General features: G+C 65.5%; 18 protein-coding genes. 3 read left to right on the plus strand and 15 right to left on the minus strand.

The annotated features are described in order from the left end of the window. Positions 1–19: 19 nt before the first annotated feature. The 11 genes from KAR29_RS12965 to KAR29_RS13015 form a co-directional block, all read right to left on the minus strand. A complete protein-coding gene (locus tag KAR29_RS12965) occupies positions 20–679 on the minus strand; it encodes a GntR family transcriptional regulator (RefSeq protein WP_274373411.1) in 660 nt (219 codons plus the stop codon). A 445-nt stretch (positions 680–1,124) separates the two neighbouring features. Next, on the minus strand, positions 1,125–2,300 hold the full coding sequence (locus KAR29_RS12970; protein WP_274373412.1) for a MalY/PatB family protein: 1,176 nt from the start codon (positions 2,298–2,300) through the stop codon (positions 1,125–1,127). Positions 2,301–2,349: 49 nt separating this feature from the next. After that, the gene (locus tag KAR29_RS12975) at positions 2,350–3,888 is read right to left on the minus strand and encodes a hypothetical protein (RefSeq protein WP_274373413.1); all 1,539 of its coding nucleotides are present in this window, start codon (positions 3,886–3,888) and stop codon (positions 2,350–2,352) included. A 191-nt stretch (positions 3,889–4,079) separates the two neighbouring features. Then, positions 4,080–5,420 carry an adenosylmethionine--8-amino-7-oxononanoate transaminase gene (gene bioA, locus KAR29_RS12980; protein WP_274373414.1) on the minus strand — a complete coding sequence of 447 codons (1,341 nt, stop codon included), beginning with the start codon at positions 5,418–5,420 and terminating at the stop codon, positions 4,080–4,082. Then, entirely contained in the window at positions 5,417–6,133 is a 717-nt protein-coding gene (gene bioD / locus KAR29_RS12985) for a dethiobiotin synthase (RefSeq protein WP_274373415.1), read from the minus strand. The genes bioA and bioD overlap by 4 nt, the downstream gene beginning before the upstream one ends. Beyond that, positions 6,130–7,092, minus strand: coding sequence for a biotin synthase BioB (bioB, locus tag KAR29_RS12990; protein WP_274373416.1), 963 nt, complete (start codon positions 7,090–7,092; stop codon positions 6,130–6,132). The genes bioD and bioB overlap by 4 nt, the downstream gene beginning before the upstream one ends. Continuing rightward, positions 7,089–7,646 carry a biotin transporter BioY gene (locus KAR29_RS12995; protein WP_274373417.1) on the minus strand — a complete coding sequence of 186 codons (558 nt, stop codon included), beginning with the start codon at positions 7,644–7,646 and terminating at the stop codon, positions 7,089–7,091. The genes bioB and KAR29_RS12995 overlap by 4 nt, the downstream gene beginning before the upstream one ends. A 198-nt stretch (positions 7,647–7,844) precedes the next feature. Continuing rightward, entirely contained in the window at positions 7,845–8,276 is a 432-nt protein-coding gene (locus KAR29_RS13000) for an Hsp20/alpha crystallin family protein (protein ID WP_274373418.1), read from the minus strand. 176 nt (positions 8,277–8,452) lie between these two features. Further along, complete coding sequence (locus KAR29_RS13005) at positions 8,453–9,685, minus strand: HD domain-containing protein (protein WP_274373419.1); 1,233 nt, start codon at positions 9,683–9,685, stop codon at positions 8,453–8,455. Positions 9,686–9,754: 69 nt separating this feature from the next. After that, entirely contained in the window at positions 9,755–10,522 is a 768-nt protein-coding gene (locus tag KAR29_RS13010; RefSeq protein WP_274373420.1) for a class I SAM-dependent methyltransferase, read from the minus strand. Positions 10,523–10,810: 288 nt separating this feature from the next. After that, positions 10,811–11,593 carry a TSUP family transporter gene (locus KAR29_RS13015; protein WP_274373421.1) on the minus strand — a complete coding sequence of 261 codons (783 nt, stop codon included), beginning with the start codon at positions 11,591–11,593 and terminating at the stop codon, positions 10,811–10,813. Positions 11,594–11,820: 227 nt separating this feature from the next. Between KAR29_RS13015 and KAR29_RS13020 the strand changes: the two genes are divergently transcribed. From KAR29_RS13020 to KAR29_RS13030, 3 genes are read left to right on the plus strand one after another with little or no spacing between them, the layout of a single operon-like run. Beyond that, a complete protein-coding gene (locus tag KAR29_RS13020; protein ID WP_274373422.1) occupies positions 11,821–12,798 on the plus strand; it encodes a TRAP transporter substrate-binding protein in 978 nt (325 codons plus the stop codon). 9 nt (positions 12,799–12,807) lie between these two features. Then, the gene (locus tag KAR29_RS13025) at positions 12,808–13,287 is read left to right on the plus strand and encodes a TRAP transporter small permease (protein WP_274373423.1); all 480 of its coding nucleotides are present in this window, start codon (positions 12,808–12,810) and stop codon (positions 13,285–13,287) included. Between the two features lie 7 nt (positions 13,288–13,294). Then, positions 13,295–14,569, plus strand: a complete 1,275-nt coding sequence (locus KAR29_RS13030) for a TRAP transporter large permease (RefSeq protein ID WP_274373424.1) — start codon at positions 13,295–13,297, stop codon at positions 14,567–14,569. A 32-nt stretch (positions 14,570–14,601) separates the two neighbouring features. On the opposite strand, the gene KAR29_RS13035 is transcribed toward KAR29_RS13030, so the two are convergent. From KAR29_RS13035 to KAR29_RS13050, 4 genes are all read right to left on the minus strand, one after another. Then, a complete protein-coding gene (locus KAR29_RS13035; RefSeq protein WP_274373425.1) occupies positions 14,602–14,946 on the minus strand; it encodes a cupin domain-containing protein in 345 nt (114 codons plus the stop codon). 26 nt (positions 14,947–14,972) lie between these two features. After that, the gene (locus tag KAR29_RS13040; protein ID WP_274373426.1) at positions 14,973–15,293 is read right to left on the minus strand and encodes a hypothetical protein; all 321 of its coding nucleotides are present in this window, start codon (positions 15,291–15,293) and stop codon (positions 14,973–14,975) included. A 69-nt stretch (positions 15,294–15,362) separates the two neighbouring features. Further along, positions 15,363–16,400: a permease gene (locus KAR29_RS13045; protein ID WP_274373427.1), complete on the minus strand. Its 1,038-nt coding sequence runs from the start codon at positions 16,398–16,400 to the stop codon at positions 15,363–15,365. Further along, positions 16,397–16,810 carry an ArsR/SmtB family transcription factor gene (locus tag KAR29_RS13050; protein WP_274373428.1) on the minus strand — a complete coding sequence of 138 codons (414 nt, stop codon included), beginning with the start codon at positions 16,808–16,810 and terminating at the stop codon, positions 16,397–16,399. Before KAR29_RS13050 ends, KAR29_RS13045 begins: the two co-directional genes overlap by 4 nt. Positions 16,811–17,191 lie beyond the last annotated feature (381 nt).

A 17,191-nucleotide genomic window follows, 5' to 3' on the forward strand; every position in this document is an offset into this window, starting at 1 on the left:
CGACGGAGCGCAAAAAAATTTAGGGCTTGAGGTACCGTTCGAAGATGTAGCGTTCGCTCTGGCGGATGTGCCGCGTCAGAAGCTCGTGGAGGACCTCCTCGTCGCGGTTGCGGAGGGCCTCCAGAATCTCCAGGTGCTGGCCGACGCTGTTGCGGGCGTCGGCCAGGGAACGGGCCGAGAGAAGCTGAAAGCGCTGGATCTGACTGAAAAAGGTCTCCAGGATCTGGCGCAGTCTGCCGTTGGCCGTCCTGGCGACGATGAGGGAATGAAACCTGCCGTCGAGATCGTTCAGCTCTCCCCAGGGCGCCGTCTCTCCCGCCTCGATCTTTTCCAGCAGGGCCTTCCAGCCCGCCTGAAGTTCGTCGATCTCCCCTTCGGTGATCCGGTGAACGGCCGAACGGGCCGCCAGAGGCTCCAGGTGGACGCGGATCTCGTAGATCTCCTTCACGTCCTCCAGGGAGATTTCGGCGACGAAGGCCCCCTTCCCCGGGACGAGGCGGACGAAGCCCTCCCGTTCGAGCTGACGCAGGACCTCCCGGACGGGCGTCCGGCTGATGTCGAGCTCCTGGGCCAGGCGGTTTTCGCTGAGAGGCTCCCCCTCGTGGAAGCGGTTTTTCAAAATGGCCTCTTTGATCCATTCGTAGGCCTTGACGGAAAGGCGGGGGTCTTTTTTCTGCATCGAAACGGAAGGCCTCCTCGGCTTGAATACTGACAAAATACACTCTGGATTCTGATCTGTCAATCTTGAGCGCCTTTCAGACAACGGTCCGATCCGATGACAGGAAAGAGGACCGACAGCAAACGCCTCGGGAGGCGACGGGAATACCCCTCGGAAGCCCTCTGTCGTCGGCTCCCGGCCAAAGGGAGACCTTCCCGGCGGAGCCGACTCGTGCCTGCCATGCCGATGACGGGAAAGCCCCTTGGGACCGACAGACTCCCGGAAGAGAAAGGAGTCCCTCCGCCGGAAGTTCCTCCCGTCTCCGCCCCCCGGGAGAGAGTCGGAACGGAAAAAGAGCCGCCTCGAGGCCGGCTCTTTTTCCGCGATTCTTTCACCCTTTCCGCCCCTCCGGGCTCTGAAAGGGCCTCGAAGACCTCCGGTAAGGAGGAGAGGAAACCGTTCCGCGTCAGCGGGGAAGCGCCCTGACGGCCCTTTCGATCCGCCTCAGCGCCTCTTCCAGCGTCGACCGGGGACAGGCGAGGACGAGACGCTCGAAACCCGCTCCGGCGGGGCCGAAGATGTGCCCCTCGTCCAGCCAGACCCGGGCATCGTGAAGCATGAGGGCCTCCAGTTCCGAGGCCGACAGCCCCAGCTCCCGGCAGTCGACCCAGGCCAGGTAGGTCCCCTCGGGTTCGATGAGGCGGAGCTCGGGGAGACGTTCGGCCAGGAAGGAGCGCAGAAAGGCGATGTTCCCCTCGATGTAGCGGAGGAGATCTTCGAGCCAGGCCTCGCCGTGGAGGTAGGCCGCCTCGGCGGCGACTTGGGCGAAGACGTTGGGCCTCTTGAGCCCCAGGGCGAACATGTGGTCGCGGAAGCGCTCTCTCCGGCTCTCGTCGGCGAGGATGACCGTCGAGTACTGGAGACCGGCCAGGTTGAAGGTCTTGCTGGGGGCGACGCAGAGGGCCGACGAGGCGGCAAAGGCCTCTCCCAGGGAGGCGAAGGGGATCTGACGGTTCGGCGCGTAGACGAGGTCGCCGTGGATCTCGTCGGCGATGATGAAAAGGCCGTGACGGAAGGCGATCTCCCCCAGGCGGCGCAGCTCCTCCTCGGTCCAGACGCGGCCCACCGGATTGTGGGGACTGCAGAGGACGAGGGCCGTCGTCTGCGGATCGGCGGCCTTGCGCTCGAGGTCGTCGAAGTCCATGACGTAGCGCTCTCCGTCGAAGACGAGGGGATTCTCGACGATGTGGCGGCCGTTGCGCTTCACGCAGTCGTAGAAGGGGTAGTAGACGGGCGTCTGAAGGATGACGCCCTCGCCGGGAAGGGTGAAGAGGCCGATGAGGAGGCTCACGGCGGGAACGACGCCGGGACAGAAGGAAAGCCATTCCGGATCGGGTCGCCACCCCTGGCGGCGGCCCAGCCAGTCGGCCAGGGCCTCGTCGCAGCGGGGCGCCGGGGCGCCGTAACCGAAGATCCCGTGACGGGCCCTCTCGACGAGGGCCTCCCTCACGGCCGCGGGAGCCTCGAAATCCATGTCGGCCACCCAGAGGGGCAGGAGATCGGCCTCGGCCAGATCCCATTTCATCGAACCCGTGCCGCGCCGCTCGATGACGCGGTCGAAGACGCTGTCGTGCAGATCCACAACAATTCCTCCTCAGCAGAAAGACGGATCGGAAGACGGGGCCCGAAGGTCAGGCCCCGCCGCTTCGGGAAAGGACGCGCAGAAGGGCCTCGCCGGGAGAGAGGAAGCGGAGGGAGAGGGCTTCGATCCTTTCGGCTATGGCTTCCAGCAGTTGGGCCGCCCGGGCGAGTCGGTCGTCGAGGGGGGCCAGGCGAAGGAGCAGAGGGGTCAGGGCCTCGTCCAGCCGGGCCGTGGAGAGGTAGAAGCCGCCGTAGCCGTCGGGATCGAGAGGCTCCCGGAAGGGGCCCGTCTCCTCGACCGGAAGGGGCAGGCCGGCCGGATCGAGAATCCCCAGGAGGAGTCGTTTCGGGTCGGCGGCGACGGTGACGTCGGCAAAGGCCTGGAGCGTCGCAGCCCGCGACCAGCCTTCGGCCGTCACGTCACCGAAGGGGATGGGCTGGGGGAGGGAGAGGACTCTTTCGAGAAGCGTCTCGGCCAGATCGGGCCGGGAGGGATGCAGGAGGAGGTAGAGCCCCGGAGTCTCGCCCAGAGGCGAGTGGGCCCTTCCGCCGACGACGGCGACGACGGGCCCGGCGAAAAGGGATTCCCTCTCCTCGCGAGTCAGGTGGAAGAGTCCGTCGAGGAAGGAGGCGATTTCGTCCGCCCCGGCCTCCTCCCCGGCACGGGAAAGGAGGTCCGCGACGCCTCCGAAATCGACGTTCCGCAGGCGGCCGGCCGCGACGACCAGGGGAGAGCCGCCGCCGACGAGGGGCGATATCTCCCCGAGAGGGAGCGAGCCCCCTCTCTCGGCCTCCGTGGCCAGCAGATCCCAGGCGTTGGTCTTCAGCCGGACGAGGCCGTCGCCTCCCTGTCGATCGAAGGCGACCGAAAGGAGAAGGCGGCTCCCCTCGGGCAGAGACCGCGAGGCGAAGAGCGGCTCGGCCTCGACGAGGGCCGAAGACAGGGAGAGGGCGATGTCGACGAGCCCCGCCGGGGGCGCGTCGACAGGATGGCGACACGCCTCATCGCCGGCGGCCTCGACCATGGCCGCCAGGACCTCGGGGGTGGAGGCCGCCAGGAGGAGGGCCCTGCCGCGATCCTCCCAGAGGGCGAAGTAGGTGGCCAGAAGACGTTTCTCGTCCTTCAGGACGCCCAGGGGGCTGACGTGGGGCAGATCGAGCGCAAAGGGCTCCAGGGCCAGGCCGGAGTGGGCCGCCGCCGCCTGAAGGAGCAGGCCCCTGACGAGAGGTTCGGGCTCGCGGGAGGTCACGGCATAGGCCCCCTCGAGACGGGCCGTCCCGTCGCCGGAGAGGGCGAGGCGGACGGCGAAGGGCCCCAGGTGGGACAGGACGTCGCCGAACTTGAGGACCAGAAGGCCCGGAAGAGGATCGTCTCCCTCGAGTCCTCCGGCGAGGGCCTCCAGCGCGGGAGAGGCCCAGGCGCCGAGGGCCGCTCCGTCGGGAGAGCGCAAAGAGACCTCCAGATCGCCCGAGAGGGCCCGGGTCATGAAGAGGGCGGGGTCCGGCGGCCCCTCCCGAAGACGCTGGTGAATCAGGAGCCCGACGAGAAGGGCGGCGACGGCCGCCAGCATCAGCACGGCTTTTTTCATCTTGTGAGACAGGCCTCCCTGCGGAAATGATGGCGCTCCCACTAAAGCACAGTCGCCCTCTCCGGGCAAGACGGGAAGAGACGACGTGACGTCATCGGACAGGGCGTCGTTTCGGGAGGAGACCCAACACCTCACCTTCCCTTCCCTTCCGGACCAGTCTACACCGCTCCTTTCGGCCCCTCAAGATTCCCTCAGGCCAGGACGTCTCCCAGGGCTCCTCGGGCGCCGTCGACCATGAAAAGAATCTCCTCTTCGGAAATGACATAGGGCGGCATGAAGTAGAGGACGTCGCCGAGAGGACGGAGCAGAACGCCCCTTTCAAGGGCCCTGCGGTAGACGGCATGGCCCATGCGGCGCGACCTGTCGAAGGGCCTCTTTTCCGGCCCTTCGACGAGCTCGACGGCCGTCACCATGCCGAGACGGCGGACCTCCCCCACATGACGGTGTCCCTCGAAACGGCTCCGGACAGCCTCTTCGAGGAAGGCTCCCCTGACGGCGTTGGCCTCCAGAACCCCCTCGCCGAAGAGATCGAGGGTCCTGCAGGCCAGGGCACAGGCCAGGGCATTGCCCGTGTAGCTGTGGCTGTGGAGAAAGGCCTTCCCCTCGCCGTAGTCGCCGTAGAAGGCGCCATAGACGTCCTCCGTCGTCACCGTCAGGGAGAGGGGGAGATAGCCCCCGGTGATCCCCTTGGAGACGAGGAGGAAATCGGGCGAGACCGAGGCCTGCTCGCAGGCGAAAAGGGTGCCCGATCGGCCCATGCCGACGGCGATCTCGTCGGCGATGAGATGGACTCTGGCCTCGTCGCAGGCCCTCCGGAGACGGGAGAGATAGGTCGGCGGATACATCTTCATCCCCGCCGCCCCCTGAAGAAGAGGCTCGACGATGACGGCGCAGATCTCCCGGCCCCTTTCGGCGAGACAGGCCTCCATGGCCGAAAAGCAGGGGGCGTCGCAGCCCTGTCGCTCCCTGCCGAAGGGACAGCGGAAGCAGTCCGGCGACGGGACCTTGACCGTCTCCATCAGAAGGGGGCGGAAGACCTCGCCGTAGAGGCCGATCCCCCCCACGGCCAGGGCGCCGAGGGTCTCGCCGTGGTAGCCGTCGGAGAAGGAGAGAAAGAGACGGCGCCCGTCGCCGCGAAGGCGATGGTACTGAAAGCTCATCTTGAGGGCCACCTCGACGGCGGCCGATCCGTTATCGGCGAAAAAGACCCGGCTCAGCCCCGGCGGGGCCAGGGCGACGAGGCGTTCGGCCAGTTCGATGGCCCCTTCGTGGCTGAAGTCGCTGAAGATGCAGTGAGCCACCTTCTCCGCCTGACGGCGGAGGGCCTCGTTGAGGTCCTCGTTGCCGTGGCCGAAGAGGTTGACCCACCAGGAGGAGACGGCGTCGAGACAGCGCCTCCCCTCGACGTCGTAGAGCCAGACGCCCCGGCCGCAGTCGACGATGAAGGGCGGATGGGCCTCGTAGTCTTTCATCTGAGAACAGGGGTGCCAGATGCGGGCCCGATCGCGGCGCTGAAGGTCGTGGACGCTCACGGCTGAAAACTCCTTTCGGACGGACGGCGTCCCAGGCCGAACCACTCGCGGAGCCTGGACGGAAAAAGGACGGCCTCGACGGCGTCGAAGAAGGCTCCCGACGTCGTCCCCTCTTCGACGTGGGGAACGGGGCCCAAGGTCTCAAGGGCCGTGAGTCGGCCGATCTGGAGGACGTTGTCGGCCTCGCAGAGTTCCCCCCTGCCGCCGTTGAGGACGACGGCCTTCAGGGTCAGTCCCTGCGCGGCGGCGAACTGGGCCGAAAGAAGGGTCTCGTTGATCGTCCCCAGACCGGCCCGTCCGACGAGGATCGCCTCAAGGCCGAGGCGGAGGGGGATGTGGACGACGAGAGATCCCCCCTCGTCGAGGGGAACGGCCAGGCCTCCCGCTCCCTCGACGACGAGAAGGTCGTGGCGCCTCAGGAGCTCCCTCCAGGCCCTCTCGACGCCGTCCCACAGGAAGGCCCTTCCTTCGAGACGGGCCGCCAGATGGGGCGAGAGGGGAGGGCCGAAGAGAAAGGGGCACATGAGCTCGACGGCGTCGTCGAGGCCCGTAGCGGCCCGGACGACCTCCACGTCGGGAGCGATTCTTCCCGTCCCGACGGGCTTGAACCACCCGGCGTCGACGCCTCGACGGCGCAGGGCCACGACGAGGGCCGCCGAGAGGGCCGTCTTGCCCACATCCGTCGCCGTTCCCGCCACGAAAAGGGACTTCACGGTGCCGCCTCCAGCCCCAGAGAGACCAGAAGGGCCCTGTCCTTCGCCACGTCGCTTCCCGTCGTCGTCAGATAGTCGCCCGTCAGAAGGCCGTCGACGGGCCCCTTCAGCGCCGCAGCCAGAGCGTCGCCCAGGGCCGATCGTCCTCCGGCGAGACGCAGACGGCTCCGGGGAAGCAGAAAGCGCCAGAGGGCGCAGAGGCGGAGAACGGCGTCGGCCTCCGGCCGGGACCGTCCGGCCAGAGGCGTTCCGGCCAGGGGGTGCAGAAGATTGACGGGAACCGACTCGGGCCCGATCTCGGCGAGTGCCAGGCCGAGATCGAGGCGATCGGCGTCGCTCTCGCCGAGGCCGATGATCCCTCCCGAACAGAGGGATAGCCCCCCCTGGCGGGCGGCGCGCAGCGTCCTCACCTTCTCCCGGAAGGAATGGGAGCCGCAGAGGGAGGGAAAAAAGGACTCCGACGTCTCGAGATTGCAGTGGTAGCGAGAAAGACCGGCCGCCTTGAGGCGTCGGGCCTCCTCGACGTCGATGAGGCCGAAGGAGGCGCAGAGGGAAAGGCCCGTCGCCTTCCCGAGGCGGGCGATGAGATCGAGCCATCGGTCCAGATCCCCGCCGGGCGATCTTCCCGAGGCGACGAGGGAAAAGCGCCTCACGCCCGAGGCCTCGATGGCCCGGGCCCGATCGACGAGGGCCTCGTCGGAAAGGGACGACGGATCCAGGAAAGCCACGCTCCGCGACGACTGGGCGCAGAAGAGGCAATCCTCGCTGCAGCGGGCCGTCCTGACGGAATGGATGGCGCACAAGGAGACGCCCCGGCGGCCGAAGCGGCGGCGCACCTCGGCGGCCCCGGCCAGGAGAGCCTCCGTCGAGGGGCTTTCATAGAGAAAAAGGGCCTCCTCCCGAGAGAGGGAGAGCCCCGCCTCGAGACGGTCGAGGGCGTCGCCGACGGAGGTGATCACGAGGAAAGGGCCCGGGTCCGCAGAAGGGGGACGAGACGGCGCGAGACGGCGGCGACGAGGCCGCAGAGGAGCAGATCGCCGCCGACGCAGAGCAGAAAGCCGTAGGTCAGGGCCCACAGAAGGCCCCGGGGGTCGTCGAGCCAGAAGCGGTAGACGGCCCAGAGCCAGGAGACGCCCCAGAGATAGACGACGGCCAGGCCGGCCAGAGCGGCGCCGAAGGCCCCGGAGAGACGCGCCCCCCACCGTCGGGAGAGGAGGCTCGTCAGAGGGGCGCAAAGACAGAAACCGACGAGATAGCCGAAGGTGGGCTGAAACACGTAGGCCGGACCGCCTCCTCCCGAAAAGAGGGGAAGGCCGGCCAGGCCCAGGGCCACGTAGAGGATCTGAGAGCGGAAGGCCCACCTGGGAGGAAGAAGAAAACCTGCCAGGGCACAGAAAAAAAACTGGAGCGTGAAGGGAACGAAGGGAAGGGGCACGCGAATGAAAGCGCCCACGGCCGTCAGGGCGGCGAAAAGGGCCGCCGCCACGGCGTGGCGCCGATCGGAAAGGACCACGGAAAAACCCCGCTTTCCTCAAGGGATTCGGAACCCGCCCTGCAGGAGCGGGCTCCAAAATAACCGCCCCGGCCCCTCGTGTCAAGTATAAAATAAATAGGTTGACACTAGGGAAAAGAAAAACCGCCGCCCCCGAAGGGGCGACGGTCGGCCAAAGGAGAGGAAGGAAGGGAGACGCCTCGACGTCCCCCGAAGGGCTCAGCCCTTGAGCTGAAGGAGACGACCCTCCTCCTTGGCCTTCTTGGGAAGGCGGAGGGAGACGACGCCGTTCTCGAACTTCGCCTCGGCGCGATCGGCATCGACCTCGGTGGGAAGGCTCAGGCTGTAGTTGACCTCGCTGCGGCGGCGGCAGCAGTGATAGGTCCGTCCCTCCTTCTCGCCCTGGGGCTCCTCGGACTGGCTCTTCCCCTTCAGGACGAGGTGGTCGGGGAAAAGACGGATCTCCACATCTTCGGGGGCGAGGCCGGGCGCGTCGACTTTGACGAAAAGATCGTCGCCCTCCTCGTAGATTTCAATGGGGAGATCCCGTCCGGCGGCGGAGTAGAGATTGCCGAAGCTCCGGAAGAAATCGTCGACCTCGGGGAAGACGGAAAGGGCACTGGGCCTGGACCAGCGGACTAAACTTCTCATGACTCATACCTCCTTGACGGGGTGATTTCGAACTAGATCAAGGATAGTCAAAAGATCAGCTTTAGTCAAACATCAAAAAAGAGCCGGAATCGCCCCTCGTCGCGACAGGGAGAAATTATCGCCGGTTTTGGTCGGCTATCTCCTTTTTCCTCTCTTTTTCGCCTCTTTTACTCCCCCTAGCCTGCGCCTATCCGGAAGGCATCGAAAAGGGTCGAGAAGGAGAAGTTCCCCACGGTCAGGTTGCGGTGCGTCCCCGCCTCGTCCGTGTTGGCCATGCCCTGGCGGAGGGCGGGAGAGGTGATGCCCGTGCGGATGGAAAAGGAGGCCTCGATGTAGGCCGCCAGTTTGTCGCAGGATTTGAGGATCTTCCCGTCCAGGGGGAGCGAGCCCTCCCGTCGGGAGAGATGCTCCAGCTCGTCGAAGGAGAGCCCGCGCCGCTCTTCGCCCGAGGCGAAACGGATCTTGTTCTCGAACTCGTCTTCGGTGAAAAAGCGCAGCTCCTCCTGCCAGTGGAGGGGCAGAAGGGGGTAGATCCGCTCCTCCATGGCCTGACGCTCATACTTTTTGACGAGCTCGTCGAGGCCTTCGATGGAGTTCTTCACCGGTGAGATGATGTCCCGCGTCAGCACCTCGGGCAGGTCATGGAAAAGGCCGCCCAGAAAGCCTCCGACTCGCCTTCGCGGCGAGGCGTCGATTTCGAGGGCCACAAGGTGGAAGAGGATGGCGACGAAGAGAAGGTGTTCGAGGACGGAGGTCTGGGGGATGCGGGGCGTCTGGGCCCAGCGTTTCTGGAAGCGGAGCTGGCCGACGAGGTCGACGAATTCGTAAACGCCTCTGTTCCTTCCGGCCAGGCCCCTCTGGAGAAGCATCTCCTCCACGGCCGCCAGGTCGCGGTGCTCGTTGATCTGCGACTCGATCTCCTCCCGCGTCTTCTCGATGCCCGATAGGGGACGGCTCAGGTCGTAGACGAGATCGAACTCCCACTGGGTGGCCATGTAGTGGGCTCCCTTGAGAAGGGCCTTTTCCCTGCGCCACCCGTCGGGATCGAGGAGATAGCGCCGGAATCGGCCGAAGAAGTTTCCGGCCAGCCCCGACAGATCGCCTTCGAGCTGGTCGAGGACCCAGAGGTTCACCCTCTCGCCCTGTTCGGCCATCATGCGGTGAAAGACGGGAGGCTTGATGTCGGTGAGGACGATGCGGTGGAGAAGCTCGAAGATCCCCCCCTCCAGCAGGGCCTCTCGGTCGACGGGACGCCCCCGGTCCTCTTCCGTGCGGGCGATGACGTAGGCGATGATCATTTTGTGGGCCTGTTTGGCCATCTCGGTGAACTGGATGGGACGGGGATGGTCGTTCCACCGTTCGATGGTGGAGGCCGAGAAAATCCTTTCGACGAGGGAGGGAGCGATCACCGCGGGTACCTCCTTTGTGCCTTTTCCCCCATAAGGGCCCGGAGCCGCGCCGCTGGGCGGAACCCTCTCTCAGGGAACGGGCCTTTCCGCGACGATCAGGAAGCGATGGAAGAGAAAATCCGCATATCCCCTTTCCTCCATCTCCTCGTTCAAGAGGCAAAGACGTCTGAAATAGCGGTCGACGGAAAAGTCCCCGATCTGCCAGGGAATGCATTTCAGGTAGTAGGCGAGGCTGTAGATGTCGTAGAACCTCATTTTACCGATATATTCATCGCATTTTGAAATTTTGAATCCGGCATCGAGAAGGCTCTCCTTCGCCTCGAGCAGGCACCAGCCGTAATCGTCGGGCAGCGGCGCGCCGAGCGATGCGTTGATGTCCAGCCCGTTCATGCCGCCGACCTGCTGCGTGACGAATCTCGCCGGCTCTCGCGCGACCCTGGCGACTTCCCGGGCGGAAAAGGACTCGTGTCGGTTGATCACCAGGTCGAAAGAGCGGCTCTCGAAGGGAAGGACATCGCCATCGGCGATCTCGGCGACCCGGACGTTTTTCCGGCTCAGGCGCTCCCTCGCGATGGGGACGTTGGGGGCATACCCCTCCGTCGCGCAGGCGATCGGAGGCAGGAGGGGCAGGGAATCGAGGAATTCGCCGCCTCCCGTTCCCATGTCCAGGAGGGCGTCGGCGCACGCCAGGGCCTCCGTAACGATCCGACGGTAACTCCAGGGCAGGGGATCTTCGATCACCCTGTCGCGAATGCGGGAGAAATCCCATCCCGAAAAGGGCTGGGCATATTCGGCTTCAAGCGCCGCGTGGAATTCCCGCTCGGTCACGCCTGCCATCTCCTCTCTTCCTCCGCCGGGACGGTCTCTGGGATGGCCGCACCGCCAGGTGTTCGAGGCCACCGGTACCTGCGGCGTCTCATGCCGCAATCCTACACAAAACACCGGGACAGGGCAAGGTTCGTCGGCCCCGCCGAGGCCCCACGAAAAGGGGGGAACGGCCCCTTCCCGGTCATCCGACCGACAGGCGGCCTCGGCTTGCCTCGTGAATCGATCCCTCCTCCGCCCCTTTCCTCGACGCGCGGCAGGCCTTCCTCCCGAAGGCAAGGGCTTGAAAAAGGGGGCCGCTCAGGCAGGGAAGAAGGCCGTGACGACGAGGCTCATGCCCATGAGGAGAAGGAGCCCCAGGGCCACGGCGCGGAAGACCCTTTCGGGAAGGCGGCGGGCCAGCCGCAGCCCCAGCCAGGTCCCGGCGAGGAGGGCCGGCAGGCTCGCCGCCGCCAGCAGGAGCAGGGGACCGTCGAAGAGCCCCCGCAGGAGGAAGAGCAGCGACGTGACGACGTTGAGGCTGAGGAAATAGGCGGCCAGAGTGGCTCGGAAGGCCTCCTTCCCCACCTCCTGGTTCGCCAGGAAAAGGATGACCGGCGGCCCGCTCATGGAGAGGCTGCCGTTGAGGATGCCGCTGAGAAGGCCGACGCCAAAAAGCGTCCCCCGCCCGGGCGTAAGGGGACGGCGAAAGCCGAAGGAAAGGGCCAGGGCCGATCCCGTCACGAAGAGACCGGCGACGAGGCGAAAAAGAGAGGCCGGCAGAAGGGCAAGGGCCGCCATCCCCAGGGGAAGGCCCGAGACGCCTCCCAGAAGGAGGCCCAGGACCGTCGCCCCCGTGGCGTGACGTCGGCTCTCGCCGAAGAGGAGGCCGTTCATGGCCAGACTGAGGAGGACCAGGAGGGGAACGACGACGTGGCGAGGGAAGAAAGGAAGCAGAAGGAGAACGGCGAAAAGGGAGAAGCCGAATCCCGAGCAGCCCTGGAGAAGGCTGCCGAAAAAGACGGGACCGACCGCGTGCAGGACCTCCAGGATGGAAAACCTCCCCCTTCTCCCCCGCCGCTTTCGGGTTCTTTCCGGCGGCAACGATCCGCGCCGCAGAGCCGACGGGGCCTTACGTCCTTATTGTAGCCCCAGGGCTCGCTGGGGGCACTCCTCCTTTTTCCTGCCGACGGCGACGCTCGACGGAAAAGGCCTCTCCCGCTTCGGACTTCCGATATTTCAGCAAAGACTTTGACAAAGCCCGTCAACGAAGCCATTGTCTGCTACAATGCTCTGTAAAAGTTCATCCTACTCTTTTGGAGGCGATTGACGTGAAAAAAAGTTTATCGGCGCTTTTCATCCTGGCATTCTGCATCTTCTCCCTGCCCGTCGCCGGCCAAGCCGCGATGACCATCAAGATCGGCCACGTCCTCAACACCGACCACTCCTGGAACACCTGCCTTCTGGGACTGGCCGAGGACGTGAAGAACGCCACGGAGGGACGGGTCCTCATTCAGGTCTACCCCAGCAGCCAGCTGGGAAACGAGAAGGACCTCATCGAAGGCCTTACCCTTCAGACCGTCGACGGAGGGCTCATCGGCGGCGGTTCCTTCCAGTCCATCGAACCCAAGCTGGGCATCGAGGCTCTTCCCTACGCCTGGCCGACTCACGAGGCCGCCTACCGCGCCCTCGACGGGGAGCTGGGCGATCGCCTGCTCAAGCTTCTGGCCGATAAGGGCGTCGTGGGGCTCTCCTGGTGGGAGAACGGCTTCCGCCATCTGACGAACAGCAAGAAGCCCATCGTCGTTCCCGCCGACCTCCAGGGGATGAAGATCCGCGTCACGCCCGACAAGATGCGTCTCGACACCTTCGAGACGCTGGGCGCCTCTCCTATGCCCATCAACTTCGGGGAACTTTACACGGCTCTTCAGCAGGGCGTCGTCGACGGCCAGGAAAACCCCTTCGCCATCATCTATTCCAGCGCCTTCTACGAGGTCCAGAAGTACCTCTCCCTGTCGGGCCATATCTGGGGATCGGCCCTCCTCTGCGTCAACCCCTCGGTCTGGGCCAAGCTCTCCCCTCAGGATCAGGCGACGGTGCGCGAGCTGGCCGCCAAGTGGCGCGACGAACAGCGCCGTCAGACAATCGCCCAGGAGGAGGAGTTCCTGGCCAAGCTCAAGGAAAAGGGCATGGAAATCAACGAAGTCGATAAAGGAGCTTTCCAGGCGGCCGTTCAGGAGGTCTGGGGACGTTACGAGGATGTCTTCGGCGCCGACCTGCTCGACCTGGTCCGGAAATACGGGCATTAACCCGGCTCCATGACAACCCGAAAGAAAAACGGTCTCGAGAGGGCCCTGCGCCCTCTCGAGATTCTGCTCACTCTGGCCCTCATCGGCGTCTTTTTCGAGGTCATCCTGGAAGTCTCCTTCCGTTACCTCCTCCATCGCCCCCTGGCCTGGGGAAGCGAGTTTTCCCAGACGGTCCTCGTCTGGATCACCTTCGTCGGATCGGCCCTGGCCCTCTTCCGGGGGGAGCACATGTCCGTCAACCTGGTCATGAACTGCGTCCGATCGCCGAGGAAACGGCTTGTCCTTCAGATCATCGGCGGTCTGTCCGTTCTCGCCTTCCTTGTCATCGCCTTCCACGGAGGCATCCAGGTCACCCAGAGGACGTGGACGATGAAGACGACGGCCCTCCAGATGCCGGCCGGCATCCTCTACCTGGCCTTCCCCGTCGGCTGTCTCATCATGGTCCCCGCCGTTCTCCGCGACCTCTACCTGAAAATCCGCAAGGAGTGAGCCCCTCATGCTGACCCTCATGGGCGTCCTCTCCATAGCCATCCTGCTGGGCATTCCCATCGCTTTCGCCATCGCCCTTTCCGGAACGGCCTACCTGCTCTTCGAATCGACGGTGCCCGTTCTCGTCGTCGCCCAGAGGATGGTCGTCGGCGTCGACTCCTTCACCCTTCTGGCCATCCCTCTCTTCCTTCTGGCGGGAGCCCTCATGGCCGAGGGCGACATCACGCCCCGCATCATGCGCTTCGCCTCCAGCCTGGTCGGCCACATCCCCGGCGGCCTTGCCATGGTCATGATCGTCTCCTGCATGCTCTTCGGGGCCATCTCCGGATCGGGGGTGGCCGACGTGGCCGCCATCGGCTCCATCATGCTTCCGGCCATGAAAAACCAGGGCTACAAAGTGCCCTTCAGCGCCGCCCTTCTGGGCTGCGCCGGCTCTCTGGGGACGATCATCCCCCCCAGCATCGTCATGGTCGTTCTCGGCGTCAGCATGGGAACGTCCATCGGCAAGCTCTTTCTGGGCGGGATCATCCCCGGCCTGCTCACCGGCGGCGCCCTCATGCTCATCTCCTATCTCTTCGCCATCAAGGACAGGTACCCGCGCATGGCGCGCGCCTCGGCCAGAGAGGTTTTCGACGCCTTCCGAGGCGCCATCCTGCCTCTGATGACGCCGGCCATCATCATCGGAGGCATCCTGGAGGGCATCTTCACCGCCACGGAGGCAGGGGCCGTCGCGGCCCTCTACGCCCTGGTCCTCTCCGTTTTCGTCTACCGCAAGGTCACCTGGCGCCGCGTTCTGGAGATCGCCTTCGACGTGGCCCGCACGAGCGCCGTCGTCCTTTTCATCATCTCCGCCGCCAACCTTTTCGGCTGGGTCCTGACGGCGGAGGACATCCCCCAGAAGGTGGCCTCGGCCATCCTCGCCCTTTCCGACAACTACTGGGTCATTCTTCTGCTCTTCAACCTTCTTCTGCTGGTGCTGGGAATGTTCATGGAGACCATCGCCATCGTCATCATCCTCATTCCCATCTTCTTCCCCATCATGCAGCAGCTGGGCGTCGACCCCGTCCATCTGGGCGTCATGATCTGCGTCAATCTGGCCATCGGCGCCAACACGCCGCCGCTGGGAATCGACCTGATTACGGCCTGCAAGGTCGCCGATATTCCCTACGAGGATTCTTTCCGCTACATCTTTCCCTTCCTGGCGGCCATGGCCTTCGCCCTGATCCTGATCCTCTTCTTCCCGGCCCTCGTCACGTTCATTCCCAACCACGTTTTCTCCTGATCGACAAAGGGGCGGCCCGAAGGCCGCCCCTTTCATTTCCGCGCCACGACGGCGAAAAAGATCAACGCTCCCTTTCCCGTGTTCCGGAGGCCGTGCGAACTTCCCCTCTGCGTGACGAAAAGGTCGCCCGGCCCGACAGGACAGGAGCCCTCGTCGGAGAGAAAGATCCCCTCCCCGGAAAGGATGGCGTAGACCTCCTCGTCGTCGTCGTGCCGGTGAAAGCCGACGGAGCTCCCCGGCTCCAGCTCGATCCGCGCCGCCAGCGTCACGGCGCCCTCTCCTCCCGCCAGGGGAGCGGGAAACAACGTGGCGCGTCCCTCTCCGCCACGAAGCTTTTCCCCGACGACGCCCTCTTTCGACTGCCCGATCGAGGCCATAAACCTCCTCCTCCTTTCGCTTTCCTCTACTCCTTTTCCCTCCAGGTCAGCAGCCGCGACGAATTGACGATGACGGCGACGGACCCCACGTTGTGCACCAAAGCTCCCGTGACGGGGCTGAGAAGGCCCGAAACGGCCAGGGAGACCAGGACGTCGGCCCTCACATCGAAGGCCGTCACAAGGCCGACGACGGCTCCCCTCACGATGGGAGCGCCGCAGAGGACGATGGCGATCCAGGCCGGATCGAAGGGAAGAGGGTCTACGCGGAAAAAACTCGCCGCCAGGGCGGGAAGGGAAACGGAGAGGAACAGGAGGGTCCTCCTCTCCTCGTCTTTCAGAAATCGCATCCGTCGATGACGCTCCTCTCCATGTCGTCTGTCGGGCCCCGCCTCGGGAGCGGCGAGACCCGGCCCGGTTCAGTGGTGGCAGTGGCCGCCGCAGCCGCAGCCCGTCGGGGCGGGGCGAAAACGACGGCGCAGGGCGGGCAGGGCCGCGGCGACGAGAAGCAGCGCGGCGGGAAGGCCGATCCAGAGGGGCAGGACCTCCGAGGCGGTCCCGAGAGTGGCCGTCGCCGTCCGACCCCATAGGGAGTAGAGACCGTCGACGGCGAGACCGAAGGCGAAGGCGACGGCGGCGATGGCCCCGAGATAGACGGCGACGAAGCGTCTGCCGTAGGTGCGAAGCAGCACCGACAGAGAGGCCAGGTTCGTCGCCGGACCGGCCAGGAGGAAGACCAGGGCGGCACCGGGAGAGACGCCCTTGAGGATCAGCGCCGCCGCCAGGGGCGTCGACGACGTGGCGCAGACATAGAGGGGCACGCCGACGACGAACATGACGGCCATGGAGAGAGGACCGCCGCCGAGGAATCGCCCCAGAAAGTCGTCGGGGATGAAGGCCGCCACGGCTCCCGAGAGGAGGACGCCGACGAAGAAGGCCCCGGCCATGTCGGCCCAGAGCTCGCCGAAGGCGTAGCGGACCCCCGAGGCCAGGCTCTCCCGACGGAACGCCTTCCCCTCGGCGGGAGCCGTCGCCGCCTCGGGCAGATCTTGGGTGAAGTTGATCGTCAGGCCCGCCGCGGCGGCGGAGACGAAGGCCGCCAGAGGCCGGGCGAGGGCCAGAAGCGGGTCGAGAAGGGCGTAGCTGACGGCGATGGAGTCGACGCCCGACTCGGGCGTGGCGATGAGAAAGGAGGCGACGGCTCCCGGCGTGGCGCCCTGGCGCCCCAGGGACTGGGCCACGGGCAAAACGCCGCAGGAACAGAGGGGCATGGGAACGCCGACGAGGGCCGCCTTGAAGACCGAGGCCACTCTCCCCCGCCCCAGGGTACGGCTCACCGTCTCGGGACGGAGAAGGACCTTGAGCAGTCCGGCGACGACGAGGCCGAAGACCATGAAGGGAGCGGCGGCAAGGAACATGGAAAAGGAGCTGCGGAGCAGTTCTTCGAGGAATTTCATCGGGCCGACCTTCCTTCGCTGTGGGCCTGGTGCTCCAGGCCGATTTTCAGGATCGCCTCGACGTGATCGTCGTCGAGGGAGTAGAAGAGCATCTGCCCCTGGCGGCGACGCCGGACCAGGGCCAACTGGCGGAGATGACGAAGGTGATGGGAGATGGCCGACTCGCTGGCCCCCAGGAACTGGGCCAGGTGGCCGACGCACATCTCACCGCCCATGAGGGCCAGGAGGAGGCGGAGCCGGGTCGGGTCGCCGAGGGCCTTGAACATGCGGGCCAGGCTCTCGGCCTGAGGCCCTTCGGGCATGAGGGCCTGCGCCCTGGCCGTCCAGTCGGTGCGGCCGCAGCAGGTCGCCGAAGGGAAGGAGGACAGCTCTTCCGACGAGACGTCGTCGGGCGGAACGGTACGGGTCATCGATCTCCCTCCTTATATATTTGAACATATAATCATATATCGAAATTTGTTTGTCAAGAGCTCCCGCGTCCCGCGTCCTCGGGCTCTTCAAAAGGAACTCCGTCGGGTCCGCCGATTCGAGGTCCCCTCACCGATTCAGGTTCAAGGCAGAGGCCTAAGCCCCCCAGCCGTTTCACGGCAGAGCCGGGACCGCTACCCCTCTCCGTTTGCCGATTCGATCGTCTCCGCGCCACAGGCAGAGGTCGTCCGGCCACGGAACGCTCCGAGCGTCGAGGGGCTTGCACCGGATCAGCGGACCCCGGCCAGGTTGTCTCCGACGGACCCCTTGGGGTCGCCTCGATCGTCGTCCTTTCGAGGGACCGATCTTGAGGCTCTCCCCCT

Origin of the sequence: Aminithiophilus ramosus (assembly GCF_018069705.1) — a bacterium.
In the GTDB taxonomy this organism is placed as follows: domain Bacteria; phylum Synergistota; class Synergistia; order Synergistales; family Aminithiophilaceae; genus Aminithiophilus; species Aminithiophilus ramosus.